19 protein-coding genes are annotated in these 19,454 nt (G+C 58.7%); 8 read left to right on the top strand and 11 right to left on the bottom strand.

Annotated elements, in window-relative coordinates; genetic code table 11:
- Positions 1-53: 53 nt before the first annotated feature.
- Both AB5Y64_RS09595 and AB5Y64_RS09590 read left to right on the top strand, forming a co-directional pair.
- Complete coding sequence (locus AB5Y64_RS09595) at positions 54-368, top strand: transposase (RefSeq protein WP_039026396.1); 315 nt, start codon at positions 54-56, stop codon at positions 366-368.
- The gene (locus AB5Y64_RS09590) at positions 365-1,186 is read left to right on the top strand and encodes an IS3 family transposase (protein ID WP_039026397.1); all 822 of its coding nucleotides are present in this window, start codon (positions 365-367) and stop codon (positions 1,184-1,186) included. Before AB5Y64_RS09595 ends, AB5Y64_RS09590 begins: the two co-directional genes overlap by 4 nt.
- A 123-nt stretch (positions 1,187-1,309) precedes the next feature.
- Here AB5Y64_RS09590 and pflB read toward each other — a convergent pair whose 3' ends face one another.
- From pflB to ycaO, 3 genes are all read right to left on the bottom strand, one after another.
- Entirely contained in the window at positions 1,310-3,592 is a 2,283-nt protein-coding gene (gene pflB / locus AB5Y64_RS09585; RefSeq protein ID WP_319902576.1) for a formate C-acetyltransferase, read from the bottom strand.
- 41 nt (positions 3,593-3,633) lie between these two features.
- A complete protein-coding gene (focA, locus tag AB5Y64_RS09580) occupies positions 3,634-4,482 on the bottom strand; it encodes a formate transporter FocA (protein WP_010674505.1) in 849 nt (282 codons plus the stop codon).
- Between the two features lie 381 nt (positions 4,483-4,863).
- Complete coding sequence (gene ycaO, locus AB5Y64_RS09575; RefSeq protein WP_161469911.1) at positions 4,864-6,624, bottom strand: 30S ribosomal protein S12 methylthiotransferase accessory factor YcaO; 1,761 nt, start codon at positions 6,622-6,624, stop codon at positions 4,864-4,866.
- Between the two features lie 334 nt (positions 6,625-6,958).
- On the opposite strand from ycaO, the gene AB5Y64_RS09570 reads away from it, so the two are divergent.
- On the top strand, positions 6,959-7,642 hold the full coding sequence (locus AB5Y64_RS09570; protein ID WP_161469910.1) for a B3/4 domain-containing protein: 684 nt from the start codon (positions 6,959-6,961) through the stop codon (positions 7,640-7,642).
- 216 nt (positions 7,643-7,858) lie between these two features.
- Here AB5Y64_RS09570 and sugE read toward each other — a convergent pair whose 3' ends face one another.
- Positions 7,859-8,173 carry a quaternary ammonium compound efflux SMR transporter SugE gene (sugE, locus tag AB5Y64_RS09565; RefSeq protein WP_041211362.1) on the bottom strand — a complete coding sequence of 105 codons (315 nt, stop codon included), beginning with the start codon at positions 8,171-8,173 and terminating at the stop codon, positions 7,859-7,861.
- A 339-nt stretch (positions 8,174-8,512) separates the two neighbouring features.
- Here sugE and asd point away from each other — a divergent pair, with 339 nt between their 5' ends.
- The gene (asd, locus tag AB5Y64_RS09560) at positions 8,513-9,625 is read left to right on the top strand and encodes an aspartate-semialdehyde dehydrogenase (protein WP_042016283.1); all 1,113 of its coding nucleotides are present in this window, start codon (positions 8,513-8,515) and stop codon (positions 9,623-9,625) included.
- 116 nt (positions 9,626-9,741) lie between these two features.
- On the opposite strand, the gene cspD is transcribed toward asd, so the two are convergent.
- Positions 9,742-9,960: a cold shock-like protein CspD gene (gene cspD, locus AB5Y64_RS09555; RefSeq protein ID WP_010674510.1), complete on the bottom strand. Its 219-nt coding sequence runs from the start codon at positions 9,958-9,960 to the stop codon at positions 9,742-9,744.
- A gap of 228 nt (positions 9,961-10,188) precedes the next feature.
- Between cspD and clpS the strand changes: the two genes are divergently transcribed.
- Together clpS and clpA are read left to right on the top strand one after the other, a co-directional pair.
- Positions 10,189-10,506, top strand: a complete 318-nt coding sequence (gene clpS / locus AB5Y64_RS09550; RefSeq protein WP_005325410.1) for an ATP-dependent Clp protease adapter ClpS — start codon at positions 10,189-10,191, stop codon at positions 10,504-10,506.
- Between the two features lie 60 nt (positions 10,507-10,566).
- Positions 10,567-12,819 carry an ATP-dependent Clp protease ATP-binding subunit ClpA gene (clpA, locus tag AB5Y64_RS09545; RefSeq protein WP_010674511.1) on the top strand — a complete coding sequence of 751 codons (2,253 nt, stop codon included), beginning with the start codon at positions 10,567-10,569 and terminating at the stop codon, positions 12,817-12,819.
- A 69-nt stretch (positions 12,820-12,888) separates the two neighbouring features.
- Here the strand turns inward: clpA and infA are convergent, their stop codons facing one another.
- The 3 genes from infA to aat form a co-directional block, all read right to left on the bottom strand.
- On the bottom strand, positions 12,889-13,107 hold the full coding sequence (gene infA, locus AB5Y64_RS09540; protein WP_005300033.1) for a translation initiation factor IF-1: 219 nt from the start codon (positions 13,105-13,107) through the stop codon (positions 12,889-12,891).
- Between the two features lie 68 nt (positions 13,108-13,175).
- A complete protein-coding gene (locus tag AB5Y64_RS09535; protein WP_045524744.1) occupies positions 13,176-13,892 on the bottom strand; it encodes an arginyltransferase in 717 nt (238 codons plus the stop codon).
- A complete protein-coding gene (gene aat, locus AB5Y64_RS09530; protein ID WP_103244646.1) occupies positions 13,889-14,596 on the bottom strand; it encodes a leucyl/phenylalanyl-tRNA--protein transferase in 708 nt (235 codons plus the stop codon). The genes AB5Y64_RS09535 and aat overlap by 4 nt, the downstream gene beginning before the upstream one ends.
- A 17-nt stretch (positions 14,597-14,613) precedes the next feature.
- On the opposite strand from aat, the gene AB5Y64_RS09525 reads away from it, so the two are divergent.
- Positions 14,614-15,084: a glycine zipper 2TM domain-containing protein gene (locus AB5Y64_RS09525; protein ID WP_041211363.1), complete on the top strand. Its 471-nt coding sequence runs from the start codon at positions 14,614-14,616 to the stop codon at positions 15,082-15,084.
- Positions 15,085-15,167: 83 nt separating this feature from the next.
- On the opposite strand, the gene AB5Y64_RS09520 is transcribed toward AB5Y64_RS09525, so the two are convergent.
- From AB5Y64_RS09520 to ald, 3 genes are all read right to left on the bottom strand, one after another.
- Complete coding sequence (locus AB5Y64_RS09520) at positions 15,168-16,409, bottom strand: diguanylate cyclase (RefSeq protein WP_029314438.1); 1,242 nt, start codon at positions 16,407-16,409, stop codon at positions 15,168-15,170.
- A gap of 58 nt (positions 16,410-16,467) precedes the next feature.
- A complete protein-coding gene (gene trxB / locus AB5Y64_RS09515; protein ID WP_010674516.1) occupies positions 16,468-17,418 on the bottom strand; it encodes a thioredoxin-disulfide reductase in 951 nt (316 codons plus the stop codon).
- Positions 17,419-17,601: 183 nt separating this feature from the next.
- Positions 17,602-18,717 carry an alanine dehydrogenase gene (gene ald / locus AB5Y64_RS09510; protein WP_010674517.1) on the bottom strand — a complete coding sequence of 372 codons (1,116 nt, stop codon included), beginning with the start codon at positions 18,715-18,717 and terminating at the stop codon, positions 17,602-17,604.
- Between the two features lie 150 nt (positions 18,718-18,867).
- Here ald and lrp point away from each other — a divergent pair, with 150 nt between their 5' ends.
- The gene (gene lrp / locus AB5Y64_RS09505; RefSeq protein WP_005300047.1) at positions 18,868-19,359 is read left to right on the top strand and encodes a leucine-responsive transcriptional regulator Lrp; all 492 of its coding nucleotides are present in this window, start codon (positions 18,868-18,870) and stop codon (positions 19,357-19,359) included.
- The last annotated feature ends 95 nt before the right edge of the window (positions 19,360-19,454 follow it).

Below are 19,454 nucleotides of genomic sequence, written 5' to 3'. Positions count from 1 at the left end.
TGTAATGACCCACTGAAATCCTGCTCAGGTCATAATGAGTGGAGATCACAGACATGAGCATCACGATGGATGAAGAAATCAAACGTTGGACGGCCAAGCGCAAGTCCGCCTTGGTCATGGAAATCATTCAGGGCAAGACCACCGTCGCCGAAGCGGCTCGAGCCTTTGATTTGCCGCCCTCCGAGATTGAAGAATGGGTAGATGACGCCAAACGGGGCATGGAAAACGCCTTACGGGCCAAGCCACTGGATATTCGCGAGCAGTACGAGAAGCAGCTCAAGGAACTCCAGGAAGCTTATGGCGAGGCCATGCTGGAGTTACGCGCCAGAAAAAAGCTGGCCTCCCTGCTGGGCGAGGACGACAGATAGTCGCCGATGTTCAGCAGGGATTACGCGCAGAAGGTATTGATGTCTCCGTCAGCAAGCTCTGCCGCTGGTTTGGCCTGCCGCGTCGTAGTTGGTACTACCGCAGCGTCAAGGCCGCGCCCAAGCTTCAGGAGCATCTGGTCACCCCGATCAAAAACATGATTGAGGAGAACCCATCGTTCGGTTACCGGACGGTTGCAGCCCTGTTGGGGTTCAACAAGAACACGGTACAGCGCATCTTCCAGCTCAAGGGCTGGCAAGTTCGCAAGCGTCCGGTTGGGTTTCGCCCCCGGATCCAGGCCCTGCCTTCGGTGGCCTCAGCGCCCAACCAACGCTGGGCGACGGACCTATGCCGGATCTGGGCTGGTCGCGATGGCTGGTGTTCCTTGGCGCTGGTGATTGATTGCCATACCCGTGAACTACTGGGATGGCATCTCTCGCGCAGTGGTAAATCGAAAACGGCCGAGGCAGCGCTGGAGCAAGCCTTAATTGCTCGCTTCGGCAGCTTGGGACGAGTTGCATCGCCGTTTTTGTTACGTAGCGACAATGGGTTGGTGTTTACCAGCCGCAACTACACAGCACTGGTGAAGAGCTATGGGTTGCAGCAGGAGTTCATCACGCCGTACACGCCGGAACAAAACGGCATGGTCGAGCGGGTGATCAGAACGCTCAAGGAGCAGTGTGCCCATCGGCAGAGGTTCGAGACCTTGCAGCATGCCAGTCGGGTGATTGGCGACTGGATCCAGTTTTACAACCAGAAGCGTCCTCACCAGGCGCTAAAGATGAAAACACCGGCGCAGGCCTATGCCGAAGCCGCTTAGTTGTGCAGGAACGGCTGGGTCATTACACCAGCCGGCCTGGGAGGTGGGAAGCGGCTTGCACACTGCCAAACAGCCATAAAAAAACCGGCGCCTGGGCGCCGGTTTTTGTTCACCGAGACGCTATTACAGAGAAGCGGTGAAGGTACGGGTGATGACGTCTTGCTGTTGCTCCTTGGTCAAGGAGTTGAAGCGAACGGCATAACCGGATACGCGGATGGTCAACTGCGGATATTTCTCCGGGTTTTCCATGGCGTCCAGCAGCATTTCACGGTTCATCACGTTGACGTTCAAGTGCTGACCACCTTCCAGGTTGGCTTCGTGGTGGAAGTAACCATCCATCAGGCCGGCCAGGTTGGCTTTCTGGGCTTCCATGTCTTTGCCCAGGGCATTCGGCACGATGGAGAAGGTATAGGAGATACCATCTTTGGCGTAGGCGAACGGCAGCTTGGCAACGGAAGTCAGGGAAGCAACGGCACCCTTCTGATCACGACCGTGCATCGGGTTGGCACCCGGGCCGAACGGCGCACCGGCGCGACGACCATCCGGGGTGTTACCGGTCTTCTTGCCGTACACCACGTTGGAGGTGATGGTCAGCACGGACTGGGTAGCCACGGCACCACGGTAGGTGTTCAGCTTCTGAATCTTCTTCATGAAGCGCTCAACCAGGTCGCAGGCGATGTCATCGACGCGAGCGTCGTTGTTGCCGAACTGCGGGTACTCGCCGTCGATTTCGAAGTCGATGGAGACGCCATCGGCATCACGTACCGGCTTGACCTTGGCGTACTTGATGGCAGACAGGGAATCAGCGGCTACGGACAGACCCGCGATGCCGCAAGCCATGGTGCGATAGACGTCACGGTCGTGCAGCGCCATCAGGGAGGCTTCGTAGCTGTACTTGTCGTGCATGTAGTGGATGATGTTCAGGGCGGCGACATACTGCTTGGCCAGCCAGTCCATGAAGTGATCCAGTCTGTCCATCACGTCGTTGTAATCGAGGTACTCGGAGGTGACCATTTCGGTCTTCGGACCGACCTGGATCTTGAGCTTCTCGTCCATACCGCCGTTGATTGCATACAGCATGGTCTTGGCCAGGTTGGCACGGGCACCGAAGAACTGCATCTGTTTGCCGACGATCATCGGGGACACACAGCAAGCGATGGCGTAGTCATCGTTGTTGAAGTCCGGACGCATCAGGTCGTCGTTCTCGTACTGAACGGAAGAGGTCTCGATGGATACCTTGGCGCAGTACTTCTTGAAACCGACCGGCAGCTTCTCGGACCACAGGATGGTCAGGTTCGGCTCAGGGGACGGGCCCATGGTGTACAGGGTGTTCAGCATACGGAAGCTGTTCTTGGTGACCAGGGTACGGCCGTCAACGCCCATACCGGCCAGGGTCTCGGTCGCCCACATCGGGTCGCCGGAGAACAGTGAATCGTATTCCGGGGTACGCAGGAAGCGAACCATACGCAGCTTCATGACCATGTGGTCCATCAGCTCCTGGGCTTCTTGCTCGGTGATCAGGCCTTTCTGCAGGTCACGCTCGATGTAGATGTCCAGGAAGCTGGAGGTACGACCGAAGGACATGGCCGCGCCGTTCTGGGACTTGACCGCCGCCAGGTAGGCGAAGTAGGTCCACTGTACGGCTTCTTTGGCGTTTTTGGCCGGTACGGAGATGTCGCAGCCATATTTGGCAGCCATCACCTTCATCTGGGCCAGGGCACGGTGCTGCTCGGAGATCTCTTCGCGCAGACGGATGGTGGCTTCCAGGTTGACACCGTTTTCCAGGTCAGCCTGCAGGGACTTGAACTGAGCCAGTTTGTCGGCCATCAGGAAGTCGATACCGTACAGGGCAACACGACGGTAGTCACCGATGATACGGCCACGGCCGTAGGCATCCGGCAGACCGGTGATGACGCCGGACTTGCGGCAGTTCAGGATGTCTTTGGTGTAGACGTCGAACACGCCCTGGTTGTGAGTCTTGCGGTACTCGGTGAAGATCTTCTCGACCATGGGGTCAAGCTGGCGACCGTACACTTCGCAAGAGGTCTTGACCATCTTGATACCGCCGTTGGCGATGATGGCGCGCTTGAGCGGTTTGTCGGTCTGCAGACCAACGATTTGCTCCAGGCTCTGGTCGATATAGCCGGCATCGTGAGCGGTAATGGTGGAGGGCAGGTCGGTATCAAAATCGACCGGCGCGTGAGTGCGGTTCTCGATCTTGATGCCTTCCATGACCTTGTCCCACAGCTTGGTGGTGGCTTCGGTCGCGCCAGCCAGGAAGGACTCGTCACCTTCATACGGGGTGTAGTTCTTCTGGATGAAGTCACGGGTGTTGACAGAGGTCTGCCATTCACCGGCTGCGAAGCCTTCCCATGCTTTTTGGAACTGTTCGTTAAGTTCTGCCATTTTCATTACCTCTCAAGGTATTTATGTGTCTGCCGCCATCCTTAATGATGGCGACGGAAGATAAACCAGTAAGTCAGCCCAACCATGACGCCACCACCAATGATATTACCGATGGTGACAGGGATGAGGTTGTGCAGGACGAAGTTGGACACGGTCAGGTCGGCAAAGGTCGCCGGATCCTGGCCGATGGCCTGCCAGAATTCCGGGCTCGCGACGCTGTGGATGGCGATACCGACCGGGATCATAAACATGTTTGCAATGCTGTGCTCAAAACCGGAGGCCACGAACATGGCGACGGGAAGCAGCATCACCATCACCTTGTCGGTGGCGCTGCGGGCGCCGAAGGCCATCCACACGGCGAGACACACCATGAGGTTGCAGAGGATGCCAAGGGCCACGGCCTCGAAGAAGGTGTGATGGATCTTGTGCTGGGCCACTTTCATGGCGTTCAGCCCCCACTGGCCATCCGCTGCCGTGTATTCCGCCGACATGATGATGAGGCCGACGATGATGAGACCGCCGATGAGGTTGCCGAAGTAGACCAGTCCCCAGTTCTTGAGCAGCTGGGCCCAGCTGATGCGATTCGCCGCCTTGGCTACCAGGGTGAGGGTAGTGGAGGTGAACAGTTCGGCGCCGAGCAGGACGCAGAGGATGAGACCGAGGGAGAAGCAGATGCCGCCCACCAGCTTGGACATGCCCCAGGCCATGCCGCTTGAGCCCGTGGTGACGGTGATATAGAAGACGAAGGCGATGGCGATGAAGGCGCCAGCGGTGATGGCCAGGGGAATGACCTTGTATGCGGGCTTGGTGGCCTTGGCATAGGTAATGTCTTCGGCCAAGGCGGCGATGGCTTCGGGCTTCAGACAATCAAAGGGAGATTCTGCTTTCAATTCTCAGTACCTGCATATTTTGCCTGTGGAAATCATAACAAAGGGGCTGATCCCCAAAATTGACTCCGATCAAGAATTACAGATTGTGAATGTAATTTTACTACAGGATTTTTCACCATCCGGAAGCGTTTCTTTACACCAGGTTTCAGGTGAAACAGAAATGAGTCTGTTATTAATTTTATGATTTTTAAGAACTTATAAAGGACACCCTGAAAAACGTACCGGCAAGGCACCTGTGCAGCCGCACTGCACCATGAGTGCCAAATTAACAACCCCCTAAGAGGTATTTTTTGTCTTTTATTTCATCTTTGTGGCACGGCCAGCCAAAGCGTAGACCATAAAACAGAAGGGGCCATAAGGCCCCTTCGTCACGCTAGCATATCAGTTCCAGGTATGGATTCGTTTGGCTTTTTGCAATTTCTCGTAAGCGGCCAGCAGTTTCTGGTGCAGCGGGAACTGGGAGAGGGAGAGATCGGCGGCATCCAGACCGTGGAAGCGCGCCTCGCCGCGGGCGTTGGCCCACGCCTGCGCCAGGGTCTCTTCCCCGAACATGCGGGCGAACACCGGGCGGTACTGCTCGGGGTCGCGTTCCTCGTCGAGGAAAAGCTCGACGCAGGCGCGCAGGGCGCGGTAGTAAGCGGCCCGATCCGCCGGGAACACCGACTGGTTGAACTCCATGGTCCAGTCGATGAGGTCGAGGGCGCTCTCCAGGTCGCCTGCGGCCAGCGCCAGCATGGCTTTGAGCTCACCGACGCGCAGGGTGTGCAGGGCAGTGCCCTTGGCGGCGGCGATGCCGAGCAGCTCGCGCACCCGGGTCCGCTCGTCGTGACCCTCTTCATCCAGCTGGTCGAACAGGGCCATGTACTGCTCTGCGTCCCACTCGAGCGCCGGCAGCGCCAGGATGGTCTCCCGCAGGTGGGCCCCCATGGTGTTGTTGGCCAGCAGCAGATCTTCCACCGGATAGATGTCGGACATGCCGGGCACCAGGATACGGCAGGCGTAGACACCCAGGTGCTCGTAGTCGGCGATGTAGACCGGCTGCTCCAGCTCGTGGAAGATGCCGATCAGGTGGTCGAACTCCTCTTGCGAGGTGCCACGGAAGTCCCAGTCGGCAAACTCGAAGTCGGACTCTTCCTTGAACAGATCCCAGCTGATGAGGCCGGAGGAGTCGATGAAGTGGGTCTCCAGGTTGTGGTGATCCGCCACCTGCTCGTTGTCGAACGACGGCGGCACGAAGACGTCCAGATCCTTGAGACTGCGCCCTTGCAGCAGTTCGGTGACGGTGCGCTCGAAGGCGACCTCGAAGCGCGGGTGGGCGCCGAAGGAGGCAAAGCAGGTGCCGTTGCTCGGGTTGAGCAGCACCACGCAGATGACCGGATAACGGCCGCCGAGGGAGGCATCGAAGCTGTAGATGGGGAAGCCTTCGGCCTCCAGTGCATCGATGGACGCCTTGATGCCGGGGTAACGGGCGATGACCTCGCCCGGGATCTGGGGCAGGCTGATGGCCTCGGCGATGATCTTGTTCTTCACGTGGCGCTCGAACACCTCCGACAGCCCCTGGGTGCGGGCTTCGGTGCGGGTGTTGCCGGCGCTCATGCCGTTGGAAACATACAGGTTGCCGACGATGTTCATCGGGATGTAGACGGTCTGGTGATCAGACTGGCGCTCGAAGGGCAGGGCGACGATGCCGCGTTCCTCGTTGCCGGATTGCAGGTCCACCAGCATGTCGGCGGTCACTTCCCCGTCCGGGTTGTAGAACTTGCGGGTGAAGGAGTCGAGCAGCCCGGCGGGCAGCTGATCCCCCTCGATGGGGAACCACTTCTCGTTCGGGTAGTGGACGAAGTCGCCATTGGCGACCTGCTCGCCCAGGTAGAAATCGGCGAAGAAGTAGTTGGTGGAGAGACGCTCGAAATACTCGCCAAGGGCGGAGGCGAGCGCCGCCTTCTTGCTGGCACCCTTGCCGTTGGTGAAGCAGAGGGCGCACTCCTTGTCCCGGATGTGCACGGACCAGACGTTGGGCACGGGGTTGAGCCAGGAGGCCTCTTCGATATCAAACCCCAGGGCTTGCAGCTTGGTCTGGAAGCGTTCGATGGAGTCTTCCAGCGCTGCGTCCTTGCCGGGAATAAAAGTGTGGTCGGTCATCACAATGTCCTGATTTTATGGGCTCATGTTTGGACGCAGATAATAGCATGAGTGACGGGGAAAGCGGCCAGGGCAATGGTGTGGGCTTGCCCAGGTCTGCATTGGAAGGGCGGGGTGTGGTAGTGGGGCCGGGCGGTGCGCTGCGGGGCGGTGATTTTTCATGGGAAAGAGGGTTGGGTCATCAGTTTTACTTAACACAATTAAGATAAAGTAAATTTTATTATGACCCTGTGCCCTTCATCATGACGTCAACCATTGGTGGGGGGAGGAAAAGAGGGAGCGCCTGCGCCCGTTCCGCCACCCCGTCTTGATGAGCCTTGACCAGGAGTGCTGAATGTTCCCGATGATCCCCCGTATCGACCCCGAGATAGCCAGGTTGGCGCCGGGCTTTTGTGCCCTCAGCATCGTGGTGGAAGCCGCCCCCGTGATTGACACTCTGGTGGGGGAGCGGGCCCTGGCCCGGGCATGTGCGGCCCTTGGCACCGACGAGGCCCCCTGGGCCCTTGAACATCTGGCCGCCTGGGATCAGGTATTCAAGGGGTTTGGCGCCAAGCCTGCCCGCACGCCCTGCTCGGCCCAGGCACTGCGCAAGCGGGTGCTGCGTGATGGCGTCTTGCCCGCCATCGATCCCGTGGTCGATCTCTACAACGCCATCAGCATCGAGTATGCCATTCCCGTGGGCGGGGAGGATCTGGCGGCCTATGTGGGGACGCCGCGCCTGGTGATTGCCGATGGCAGCGAATGCTTTGACACCCTCAAAGAAGGGCTGCCAACCCAGGAGGTACCGGCTCCCGGAGAGGTGGTGTGGCGGGACGATCTCGGCGTCACCTGTCGCCGCTGGAACTGGCGCCAGGGGATCCGCACTCGCCTGAGCCTCTCTTCCCCCCGGATGTGGTTCATTCTGGAGTGTCTGCCGCCGATGCCACGCACGGCCTTGTGGGAGGCCGGTGACAGGCTGATTGCTGGTCTCACGCAGATGATGCCTGGGGCCCGCATCGAGCAGACGCTGGTGGAGTGATTGAAGGAGCAGACGAAAAGATAAAAGGAGGCGCCTCATGCTCGCCCGGGCGGTCATGGGGCGGATCTTGCTCGCCATGCCACGTCTGTGCCACCCGCCTTTACCCACCGTCTGCGAACACATCAGCAAGCAGAGGAACACCGCAACACGCCGGGCTGACATCGCCCCCTGGAGCTTGCCACGTCGGGGCCGGTGTACCCGGCCCTTTCAGCGCGCCTAACCGATGAATTTCAGACCCAGGATCCCGCCGATGATCAGCAGCAGGCAGAGCACCCGGGCCAGGGTGGCCGGTTCGTTGAACAGCCAGATCCCCATCAGCACGGTGCCGACCGCGCCGATGCCGGTCCAGACCGCATAGGCGGTGCCAAGGGGCAGCTGTTTGACCGCCATGGCGAGCAGCAGCACGCTCACGGCCATGGCGATCAGGGTCAGCAGGGTGGGGAGGGGACGGCTGAAACCGTCGGTGTATTTGAGGCCGATGGCCCAGGCGACCTCGAAAAGGCCGGCCAACAGCAATAGCAACCAGGACATAAGGCAGATTCCGCAGGAAGCAGGGTCGTCCCTGCGTATCAGGAGGCCTCGGGGCCGTCCCCGAGGGGCAGCGGGGCTGCCGGTTGGTCTCAATGATGCCCCAACTGGAGGCAGGATGCCAACCGGCTGCCCGCAGGTCGGCCAGGCCGACGGATATTGCAGCGAATGGCACAGAATATTGCGCAATTCGACTTGCGCCCGCCGTCACAATCCGTAATGTGGACAGACGCATTTTTTGCAACTCATATATTGTGAATCCCTTGTAAACGGCTGGCGCCAAGGCAGGGGTCACGGGTACCACACACGATTTCTATAAGCAGCTATCCAGGGTAGGACATTATGAAAAAAGTAGGTTTGGTCGGTTGGCGTGGCATGGTGGGTTCGGTCTTGATGAGCCGGATGCAGGAAGAGAAGGATTTTGCCCGCATTCAACCCACCTTCTTCACCACCTCCCAGGCCGGTGAGGCCGCCCCCAATTTTGGTGTCGATGCCGGCACCTTGCAGGACGCCTTCGATCTCGAGGCGCTGGCCGCACAGGACGTCATCATCACCGCCCAGGGCGGCGACTACACCAAGGATGTTTATCCGCGTCTGAAAGCCGCCGGCTGGCAGGGCTACTGGATTGATGCCGCCTCCTCCCTGCGCATGGAGAAGGACGCCGTTATCATTCTGGATCCGGTCAACGGCGACGTCATTGAAGATGCCCTGAACAACGGCATCAAGACCTTCGTTGGCGGCAACTGCACCGTCAGCCTGATGCTGCTGGCCCTGGGTGGCCTGTTCAAGGCCGATCTGGTGGAGTGGGTGAGCGTGGCCACCTATCAGGCGGCCTCCGGTGGTGGTGCCCGCCATATGCGCGAGCTGGTCACCCAGATGGGCATGCTGCGGGATGAAGTGGCGGTGGAGCTGGCGGATCCCGCCTCCGCCATCCTCGACATCGAGCGCAAGATCACCGAGAAGACCCGCTCCGGCACCCTGCCGGTGGATAATTTCGGCGTGCCACTGGCCGGTGGCCTCATTCCCTGGATCGACACCAAGCTCGACAACGGCCAGAGCCGTGAAGAGTGGAAGGGCCAGGCCGAGACCAACAAGATCCTGGGTATCGAAAACGCCGCTATCCCGGTGGATGGTCTGTGCGTGCGGATCGGGGCCCTGCGCTGCCACAGCCAGGCCTTCACCATCAAGCTGAAAAAGGATGTGCCGCTGGCCGAGATCGAAGCTCTGCTGGCCGCCCACAACGACTGGGTCAAGGTGATCCCCAACGATCGCGACATCACCGCCCGCGAGCTGACCCCGGCCGCCGTCACCGGCACCCTCAGCATCCCGGTCGGTCGTCTGCGCAAGCTCAATATGGGCCCGGAGTACCTGGCCGCCTTTACCGTGGGTGACCAACTGCTGTGGGGCGCCGCCGAGCCGCTGCGTCGTATGCTGAACATCCTGCTGGCCCGCTGAGGTAGCGGCAGCAGGGAACAGGGAAGGCTTGGCCTTTCTTGTTCCCCTCTTCGTGCCTGTCCATAAAAAAGCGGCATCCCTTGGGATGCCGCTTTTTAATTTATCCAGTTTGACTCTTAGATGTTCTGTGCTTCGTTTGGCACGATGACAGAGGCATGATTTCCTTTCGGCCCCTGCTGCAGTTCAAAGTTGACTGCCTGACCTGCTTTCAAGGTCTTGTAACCTTCCATTTGAATCGTGGAGTAGTGAGCGAAGATGTCTTCACCACCGCCTTCCGGACAGATAAACCCAAATCCTTTTGCGTTGTTGAACCACTTGACTGTTCCGGTTGCCATACATCTACATCCTTTTATTGATTACCCTGAAGTCGTTGAGTAACCTGCGCCAGCCTTATATAACTAGGGCATGACCCCGTAGCAGACGGGCGCCGATTAGCAAGTAACCAATCTAGTCCAACTTTTAAGCGAGTCAAGAAGTTGTTAACAACCGATGTGATCTGGTTAACAAGTCTATTGACAATCTTGAGCGACACGGTAGTAATCTAGAGGTACCAAAGCGCAACTATGAGCAAGCAGAAAGAACTCTTTGCTAATGAAGAGATTGCAGAGGCAGAGAAAACGAAGCTGCAACCGCCACCCATGTACAAGGTCGTCCTGAACAACGACGACTACACACCGATGGAGTTCGTGGTGGAGGTGCTGCAAAGGTTCTTTGGTATGGATCTGGAGAAGGCCACTCAGGTGATGCTGAGCGTGCATTATAGTGGTAAGGGGGTCTGCGGCACATTTACCGCCGAGATTGCCGAGACCAAAGTGGTCCAGGTCAACACCTATTCACGTAACAACGAACATCCACTGCTATGTACCATGGAAAAGGCTTGAATCTGATGACTTGATGGCGATAACGACACCGCATTGTTGCTGTACTGAGGGGAGGTGCCTATGTTGAACAAAGATCTAGAAAAGACGCTGAACGAGGCTTTCAAGCTGGCCCGTGACGAGCGCCACGAATTCATGACCGTCGAGCACCTGTTGTTGGCCCTGCTGGATAACAGCTCAGCCCATGAGGCGCTGAGTTCATGTGGTGCGGATGTGGAACAGATGCGCAAAGAGATCCGCGCCTTCATCAATCAAACGACCCCGCTCATCCCCCGTGACGACGAAGACAGGGAAACCCAGCCGACGCTGGGCTTCCAGCGCGTGCTGCAACGTGCCGTCTTCCATGTCCAGTCGTCCGGCAATACCGAGGTGAGCGGTGCCAATGTCCTGGTCGCCATCTTCAGCGAACAAGAGTCCCAGGCCGCCTACTTCCTGAAAAAAGCCGAAATAAGCCGCCTGGATGTGGTGAACTTCCTGTCCCACGGGGTGCGCAAGGACAACAAGCCCGAGAGTGGTGGCAACAATGCGGAATCTGATGACGAGGTATCCTCTGCCCAGATAGAAAGCTTTGCCACCAACCTCAACCAGCTGGTGCTGGAGGGGCGCATCGATCCGCTCATCGGCCGTGATCAGGAGCTCAATCGCACCATTCAGGTATTGTGCCGCCGTCGCAAGAACAACCCCTTGCTGGTCGGGGAAGCCGGGGTGGGCAAGACCGCCATCGCCGAAGGGCTTGCCTACCGTATCGTCAAGGGGGATGTGCCCGAGGTGATTGCGGGTAGCACCATCTACTCCCTGGACATGGGCTCCCTGCTGGCGGGCACCAAGTATCGTGGTGACTTCGAGAAGCGCCTCAAGGTGCTGCTCAAGCAGATCGAACGTCAGGAAGGGGCCATCCTCTTCATCGACGAAATCCACACCATCATTGGCGCTGGTGCGGCTTCCGGTGGCCAGCTGGATGCGGCCAACCTCATCAAACCGCTGCTCTCCAATGGTTTGCTGCGCTGCGTGGGCTCCACCACCTACCAGGAATATGCCCAGATCTTCGAGAAGGACAGGGCTCTGGCTCGTCGCTTCCAGAAGATCGACATCGTCGAACCCACAGTAGACGACACCACTCGCATTCTGATGGGACTCAAGAGCCGTTATGAGTCTCACCATGGCGTGCGTTATACCGTCAAGGCGATCCGGGCGGCGGTGGAGCTTTCCGCCAAGTACATCAATGATCGCCATCTGCCTGACAAGGCCATCGACGTCATCGACGAAGCGGGTGCAGGGCAACGCCTCTTGCCCGTCAGCAAGCGCAAGAAGGTGATCAATGTGCCGGAAATCGAGGCCATTGTTGCCAAGATTGCTCGTATTCCCGAGAAATCTGTCTCCTCCTCCGACAAGGAGGTGCTGAAGAATCTGGAGCGCAATCTCAAGATGGTGGTGTTCGGGCAGGACAAGGCCATCGAGGTGCTGACCGATGCCATTCGGTTGTCACGTTCAGGGCTTGGCAACGAACGCCGACCTGTGGGCTGCTTCCTGTTTGCCGGCCCGACCGGGGTGGGCAAGACCGAAGTGACCCAGCAACTGGGCAAGGCGCTCGGGGTCGAGGTATTGCGATTTGATATGTCGGAATACATGGAACGCCATACCGTGTCCCGGTTGATCGGGGCTCCTCCCGGTTACGTGGGATTCGAACAGGGAGGGCTGTTGACCGACTCCGTCCTCAAGCATCCGCACTCCGTCGTGCTGCTTGACGAGATCGAGAAGGCGCACCCGGATGTCTTCAACTTGCTGCTGCAGGTGATGGACAACGGTACCCTGACGGACAACAACGGGCGCAAGGCAGATTTTCGCAATGTGATCCTGGTGATGACCACCAACGCAGGGGTTCAGGAGACCCAGCGCAAGTCCATCGGCTTCCAGCAGCAGGACATGAGCCATGATGCCATGGCGGTGATCAACAAGACGTTCAGTCCGGAGTTCCGCAACCGGCTCGATCACACCATCTGGTTCAACCATCTCGACATGGGAGTGATCCATCAGGTGGTCGACAAGTTCATCGTCGAGCTGCAGGTTCAGCTGGATGCCAAGGGCGTTTCACTGGAGGTGTCTGAAGAGGCGCGCCACTGGTTGGCAGAGAAAGGGTATGACAGGGCAATGGGAGCAAGACCCATGGGCCGGGTCATTCAGGAGCACCTCAAGAAGCCCCTGGCCAACGAGATCCTGTTCGGTTCCCTGGTCGATGGCGGCATTGTGAAGGTCGAACTGGTGAACAACAGCCTCAGCTTTGATTTTCAGGTCAACGTTGAAGCTGTCTCTCACTGACTGTGAGCAAGGCCGGAAATGACAAAAAACCCCAACCGAGAGGCTGGGGTTTTTTGCTGAATTCCTGGCTTAGCGAGAGCGGAAAACAATACGTCCCTTGGAGAGATCGTACGGAGTCAGAGCCACCGTTACTTTGTCCCCAGTCAGGATACGGATGTAGTTTTTGCGCATCTTGCCGGAAATATGAGCGATAACCACGTGACCATTTTCCAGTTCCACACGGAACATGGTATTGGGCAAGGTTTCGAGAATGGTACCCTGCATCTCAATACTGTCTTCTTTAGCCATTGAATCCTCTTGATAAGCCACAACAAAAAACCGCTGGATCATGCCGGATTTAAGGCTATGTGTAAAGTTTACTCGGGCTTGGTGTCGATTTTTTTCCATTCGCCCTGTACCAGCAGCTCATGGGGCAGGTATTGGCGCTTGTAATTCATCTTGCGGCACTCCTCCACCAGATACCCCAGATAGAGCCACTGACGACCGGTACGTCTGGCCAGTTCCAACTGGCTCAGGATGGCGAAGGTGCCGAGCGACCGGTCGGCATAGTCGGGGTCGAAGAAGGTGTACATGGCGCTCAGAGAGTGGGGAAGCAGATCCGTGGTGGCCACGCCGATGAGGCGTCCCTCCTTGCGCATCTCCAGATAGAGGGGGGGCATCCAGTCGCAGTGCAGGAACCCCTTGTATTGGGTCCGGCTCGGTGGATACATGCTGCCATCCCGATGACGCTCACGGATATAGCGTTCATAGAGCTGGTAATACTCGGGCTTGTCGTCATAGCTCAGCACGAGCTCGAGATCCCGGTTCAACTGGCGGATGCGCTTCTGCCCACGGCTCGGGATGAAGCGTTCACTGTGTATGCGCAAGGATTGGCAGGCGCTGCAGGCGGGACAGTGAGGACGATAGATGTCGTTGCCACTGCGCCGGAATCCTGCCGTCAGCAGCCGTTCGTACCCGGCGGCGTTGAGCAGTTCATGGTCCATCAGGACCAGCAACTGCTCCTGCTCGTGACCGAGGTAGCTGCACGGGTGCCTGGGGGTCAGCCCGACCTTGAGGATCACTTCTTCACTCATAGGCTGATTCTCCTCGGTTGCCAGCATCCCTCTTGCAACGATTGCCGGGTCAGGGTGGCCAGGGTGGCCAGAAAGCGCTGCCTTGGCCACTCCTGGACACCCAGCGTGGCCAGAAAGTCGTTTTGCATCTGGCAGTCGATGAGGGCACCGCCGTGCCCTGCAAAGTGGCGACAGAGGGCCACCATGGCCAGTTTGGCGCCATTGTCGATGCGGCTGAACATGGATTCACCACAAAAGAGTCGGCCCAGGGAGAGGCCATAGAGGCCTGCCTGCAACTGATCATCCTGCCAGATTTCGATGGAGTGGGCATGACCGAGGCGATGAAGGCACCGATAGGCGTCGATCATGGGGGCACTTATCCAGGTGCCGCTGGCGGTGCGACGGGGGGCGGCGCAGGCTGCAATGACGTCATCAAAGGCGCGATTGATGTAAATCTCGAAGGGTGTGCGGCGCAAACACTTCTGCAGGCTGCGGCCGATGTGGAGTTCCTCGGGCACGATGACTCCCCTGGGGTCCGGTGACCACCACAGCAGTGGCTGATGGGGTTCATTCCACGGAAAGATCCCGCTGTGGTAAGCTGCCAGCAATCGAGCGGGGGAGAGATCTCCCCCAATCGCGAGCAGCCCGTTGGGCTCTTCCAGCGCATGGCTGGGGGAGGGAAACCAGCACAGCTCATCATCCAGTTCGGTAAGATAGCGAGACATAAGGCAGAGGTTCATAGATGAAGGCCATTATCCTGATAGTATCCAGCTTGCTTGGCTTTGTCACGGCGCCGGCCTGGAGTGCGGTGTATGAACGCAACACGGCGCGTCCGGTGGAGCAGGTGGTCTTCGGCCAGGTGGATGCGGTGCGCAACATCACCCAGCGCCAGATGGTGGAATCAGAGCATTCCGGCTGGAAAACGCTGGGAGGGGCCGTGCTTGGCGGGCTGCTCGGCAACCAGTTTGGCGGTGGGCACGGGCGGGAGATTGCCACTGCGGTCGGAGCGCTGGCGGGAGCGGCGGCGGTGCAGCAGTTTCAGTCAGGGGGCAGCGTGGTGGAGAACAAGCTGGTGGAGCTGCTGATCCGCAACGAGCAGAACGGGCTCATCAACGTGATCCAGGATTACGATCCGGCCATGGTCTTTGCGCAGGGCGACAAGGTGCGCATCCTCTATTTCAGCGATGGGGTGCGGGTCGACAAGACCTATTGAACGGTGAAGAAGGGATTGACCCGGCGGCCGCCACACAAGGGGCGCCGGGCGGTACTACACGGAGTGCCTCTGCTGATGCTTGCTCAGACGTCCTGACAGACTATCTTGTCTCGCCCGGTATTCTTTGCCTGATACAACTGGCGATCTGCCTCGCTCAGCGCCTCGTCCATGGAGAGCCGCCCGACATTGATGACGCCGAAACTGGCGCGTACAAAGAGCGATATCTCCCGGGACAGCGGTTGCTGGCGCATTTGCAGACGAAGCCCTTCCAGTCGCTTGAGCAGCACGGGAACGGGGCAGTGGGGCACCATCAGGGCAAATTCTTCACCACCGAATCGGGCTATCATGGCATCCGGGAAGAACTGGGTGAGCAGCCTGGCCAGATGACAGAGCAGCTGATCGCCGATGGCATGCCCCCAGTGATCATTGACCTGCTTGAAGTGATCCACATCGAGCACGCACAGGGAGAGCTGCGCCTGATGGCGCTGATGCTCCTCGAACCACTTTTGACCCTCGTTGAACCAGTAGCGTCTGTTGTAAAGTCCGGTCAGGTAGTCTCGGTTGGCCGATTCCTGGATGTTGTTGAACTGCTCAAGGGCCTCCAGGTTGTGGCTGACCCGGCACTGCAGCTCCTCGGGTTCAAAGGGCTGATTGAGAAAATCATTCGCCCCTTGCTTGAGGTAGCGTGCCGAGAGGCCGTGTTTGTCCGATACCGAGATGCCGATGATGGCGAGCTGCTGCTTGCTGTAGCGCTCGCGCAGCATTCGCACCAGGCTGATGCCGTCGATCTCCGGCATGTAGTAGTCCACCAGCATCAGGCGAATGGCGGGGTGCTGCTCGAGCTGCGCCAGCGCATCGCGGGCAGAATTGGCCTCGTGCACCTGCAACAACTGCTTGCGCAACTGGGCCGCGGTACGGTGACGGGAGGTGCGTGAATCGTCGACCACCAAGACTTCGATGGCCTGGTTGAGGTAGAGGCGGTGCACCAGACCGACAGCATATTGCAGGGAGTGACGTGAATCCTTCATCACGTAGTCCAGCACCCCGGCCTCCAGCCAGGCTTCCCGCTTCTCTTCGCTGATGTCGGCCGTCAGGATCACCACCGGCAGCCCACGCTCCCTCAGCACGTTGACAGCCTCTCCGCCGGGGGCGTCCGGCAGGGTGAGATCCACCAGGGCGACCACATAATCTTCCCCATGGCAATCGCGAGCCCCTTCAAGGGTATCGAACGCGTCGATTTCCAGCCCGGTCTGCTGCGCAATGGCCTGGGTCAGCATGCGGCGTACCGTCAGGCTGTCTTCCACTATCATTATTTTTCGTTTCATCCTGCTCCTTGCAATAAAAAAGGGCATGCCAACTGGCATGCCCTTTATATCCTTCCGATTATTGTGCGTCCAGATATCGCTCAGCATCGAGGGCGGCCATGCAGCCGGTCCCTGCGGAGGTGATCGCCTGGCGGTAGACGTGGTCGGCCACGTCGCCGGCGGCGAACACGCCCGGGATGCTGGTCTGGGTTGCGAACCCTTCCAGTCCGCCACGCACTTTCAGATAGCCGTTTTCCATCGCCAGCTGCCCTTCGAAGATCTGGGTGTTGGGCTGGTGACCGATGGCGATGAAGACCCCCATCAGCGGCAGCTCGGAGGTGGTGTCATCCCGGGTGCTGCGCAGGCGCACGCCGGTGACGCCCATGTCGTCACCCAGTACTTCGTCCAGGGTCTGATGGGTGTGCAGGACGATATTGCCGCTCTCGACCTTGTCGTTGAGGCGCTTGATCAGGATCTTCTCGGCGCGGAACTCGTCGCGGCGATGGATGAGGTGCACCTTTTTGGCGATGTTGGCCAGATAGAGTGCCTCTTCCACGGCGGTGTTGCCGCCGCCGACCACTGCCACTTCCTGATTGCGGTAGAAGAAGCCGTCACAGGTGGCGCAGGCGGAGACGCCGCGGCCCTTGAAAGCCTCTTCGGAGGGCAGACCCAGATATTTGGCGGAGGCACCGGTGGCGAGGATCAGCGCATCGCAGGTGTATTCACCGTTGTCCCCCTTGAGGCGGAAGGGACGCTCGGTCAGCGTCACTTCATTGATATGATCAAAGAGGATGCGGGTATCGAACTTCTCTGCATGCTCTTTCATGCGCTCCATCAGGGCCGGGCCGGTCAGCCCTTCCGCGTCCCCTGGCCAGTTTTCCACTTCGGTGGTGGTGGTCAGCTGACCACCTTGCTGCATGCCGGTGATGAGCAGGGGATTGAGGTTGGCGCGAGCGGCATAGACGGCCGCAGTGTAACCTGCCGGACCGGATCCCAGGATCAGCAGTTTGCTGTGAGTGACTTGGCTCATGATGTGATTTCCGAGACGTGATGAGTTTGCGCGATTGTAGGTAATTCGTGATCCGTGGTCAAAGGCCAGCGCATCGATTGGGGCAATCGCCAGCAAGAGGGGTGAGCCGGGGATGGCAGGCATAAAAAAACCGCCCATCGCGGGCGGATTTTCACTCATCTACCTCCCTTTGCAGGGACGCGATCAGTTCAGCAGGGTCAGGGGATCCGTGTAAGCCAGGTTGTGGGCCACGGCAACCTCCTTGCAGGTGATTTTGCCCGCCATCACGTTCAGGCCGTGCAACAGGTGGGGATCGGCGAGCAGAGCGTTGCGATAGCCCTGTTCGGCCAGCTTGATGATGAAGGGGAGGGTGGCGTTGTTCAGGGCCACGGTGGAGGTCCGCGCCACGGCACCCGGCATGTTGGCCACGCAGTAGTGCACCACCTCGTCGACGATGAAGGTGGGATCTTCATGGGTGGTGGCATGGGAGGTCTCGACACAGCCGCCCTGGTCGATGGCCACGTCCACGATGGCTGCACCGGGTTTCATGCGAGCAATGTGGTCACGGCTGACAAGTTTTGGCGCAGTGGCGCCAGGTACCAGCACGCCGCCGATGACCAGGTCCGCCGCCAGCAGATGGCGCTCCAGGGTCTCGCGGTTGGAGTAGACCACCTTGGCAGCCCCTTGGAACTCGCTGTCGAGACGGCGCAGGGTATCGACGTTGTTGTCGAGGATGGTGACGTCGGCACGCAGGCCGACGGCCATGCGGGCTGCGTTGGAGCCCACCACACCACCACCGATGATCACCACCTTGGCCGGTTCCACACCGGGCACACCGCCGAGCAGCACGCCGCTGCCGCCACGGGATTTCTCCAGTGCCTGGGCTCCGGCCTGAATAGACATGCGTCCGGCCACTTCCGACATGGGGGCCAGCAGGGGCAGACCGCCACGACCGTCTGTGACGGTTTCATAGGCGATGCAGACGGCACCACTGTCGATGAGATCCTGGGTCTGGGCCAGGTCCGGCGCCAGATGCAGATAGGTAAAGAGGGTCTGGCCGGGACGCAGCATGGCCCGTTCCACTGCCTGGGGTTCCTTGACCTTGACGATCATCTCCGCCTTGGCGAAAACTTCGGCAGCGGAGGCTAGGATCTCGGCTCCGGCAGCCAGATAATCTGCGTCACTGAACCCAATGCCATTTCCTGCGCCGCTTTGGACGAAAACAGTATGGTTTCGTGCTGTCAGTTCACGTACACTGGCCGGAACCATGCCTACGCGATATTCATGGTTTTTTATTTCCTTAGGTACACCGATAATCATGCTATCCCTCGTCTATCGATTGGTGGTTTATGTTGCCTAGATGTTAAGCGACATTTGCGCCTAGTATATTCAGGTATTGACAGGATTTGTGACCATTATTATAAAATGACTGGTGATTCTTACCAAAAAATAGCCAAAGGATGGAATTAAATGATGGAAGCTAAGAGTCGGCTAAAGGATTTGGACAGGATTGACCGCAACATTCTGAATGAACTGCAAAAGGATGGCAGGATTTCGAACGTTGAGTTGTCCAAACGAGTTGGCCTGAGTCCCACACCGTGTCTGGAACGGGTTCGTCGCCTGGAGCGACAAGGGTATATCGAAGGATATGCCGCCATTCTGAACCCTCATTATCTGGACGCGTCTCTGCTGGTGTTCGTGGAAATTACCCTCAATCGTGGCGCCCCCGATGTGTTCGAGCAGTTCAACAAGGCTGTTCAGGTGCTCGAAGAGATCCAGGAGTGCCATCTGGTGTCCGGTGATTTCGACTATCTGCTCAAGACCCGCGTCAGCGACATGTCCGCTTACCGCCGCCTGCTGGGTGAAACCCTGCTGCGTCTGCCGGGCGTCAACGACACCCGCACCTACGTGGTGATGGAAGAGGTCAAACAGAGCAGTCGTCTGGTGATCAGCACCCGATAAGCGGGGTTGTGCTGTGACTTGCAAGTTCCATGACGAGTCACGATAGTCAGAAACGAGCGGCCGGTCCGCTCGTTTCTTCTTATAGAGAGTTTCAG

Origin of the sequence: Aeromonas sp. R5-1 (assembly GCF_040908265.1) — a bacterium.
Lineage (GTDB): Bacteria > Pseudomonadota > Gammaproteobacteria > Enterobacterales > Aeromonadaceae > Aeromonas > Aeromonas caviae.
The sequence above is the reverse complement of the archived record's forward strand: the minus strand, read 5'-3'. Positions and strand labels throughout refer to the sequence as shown.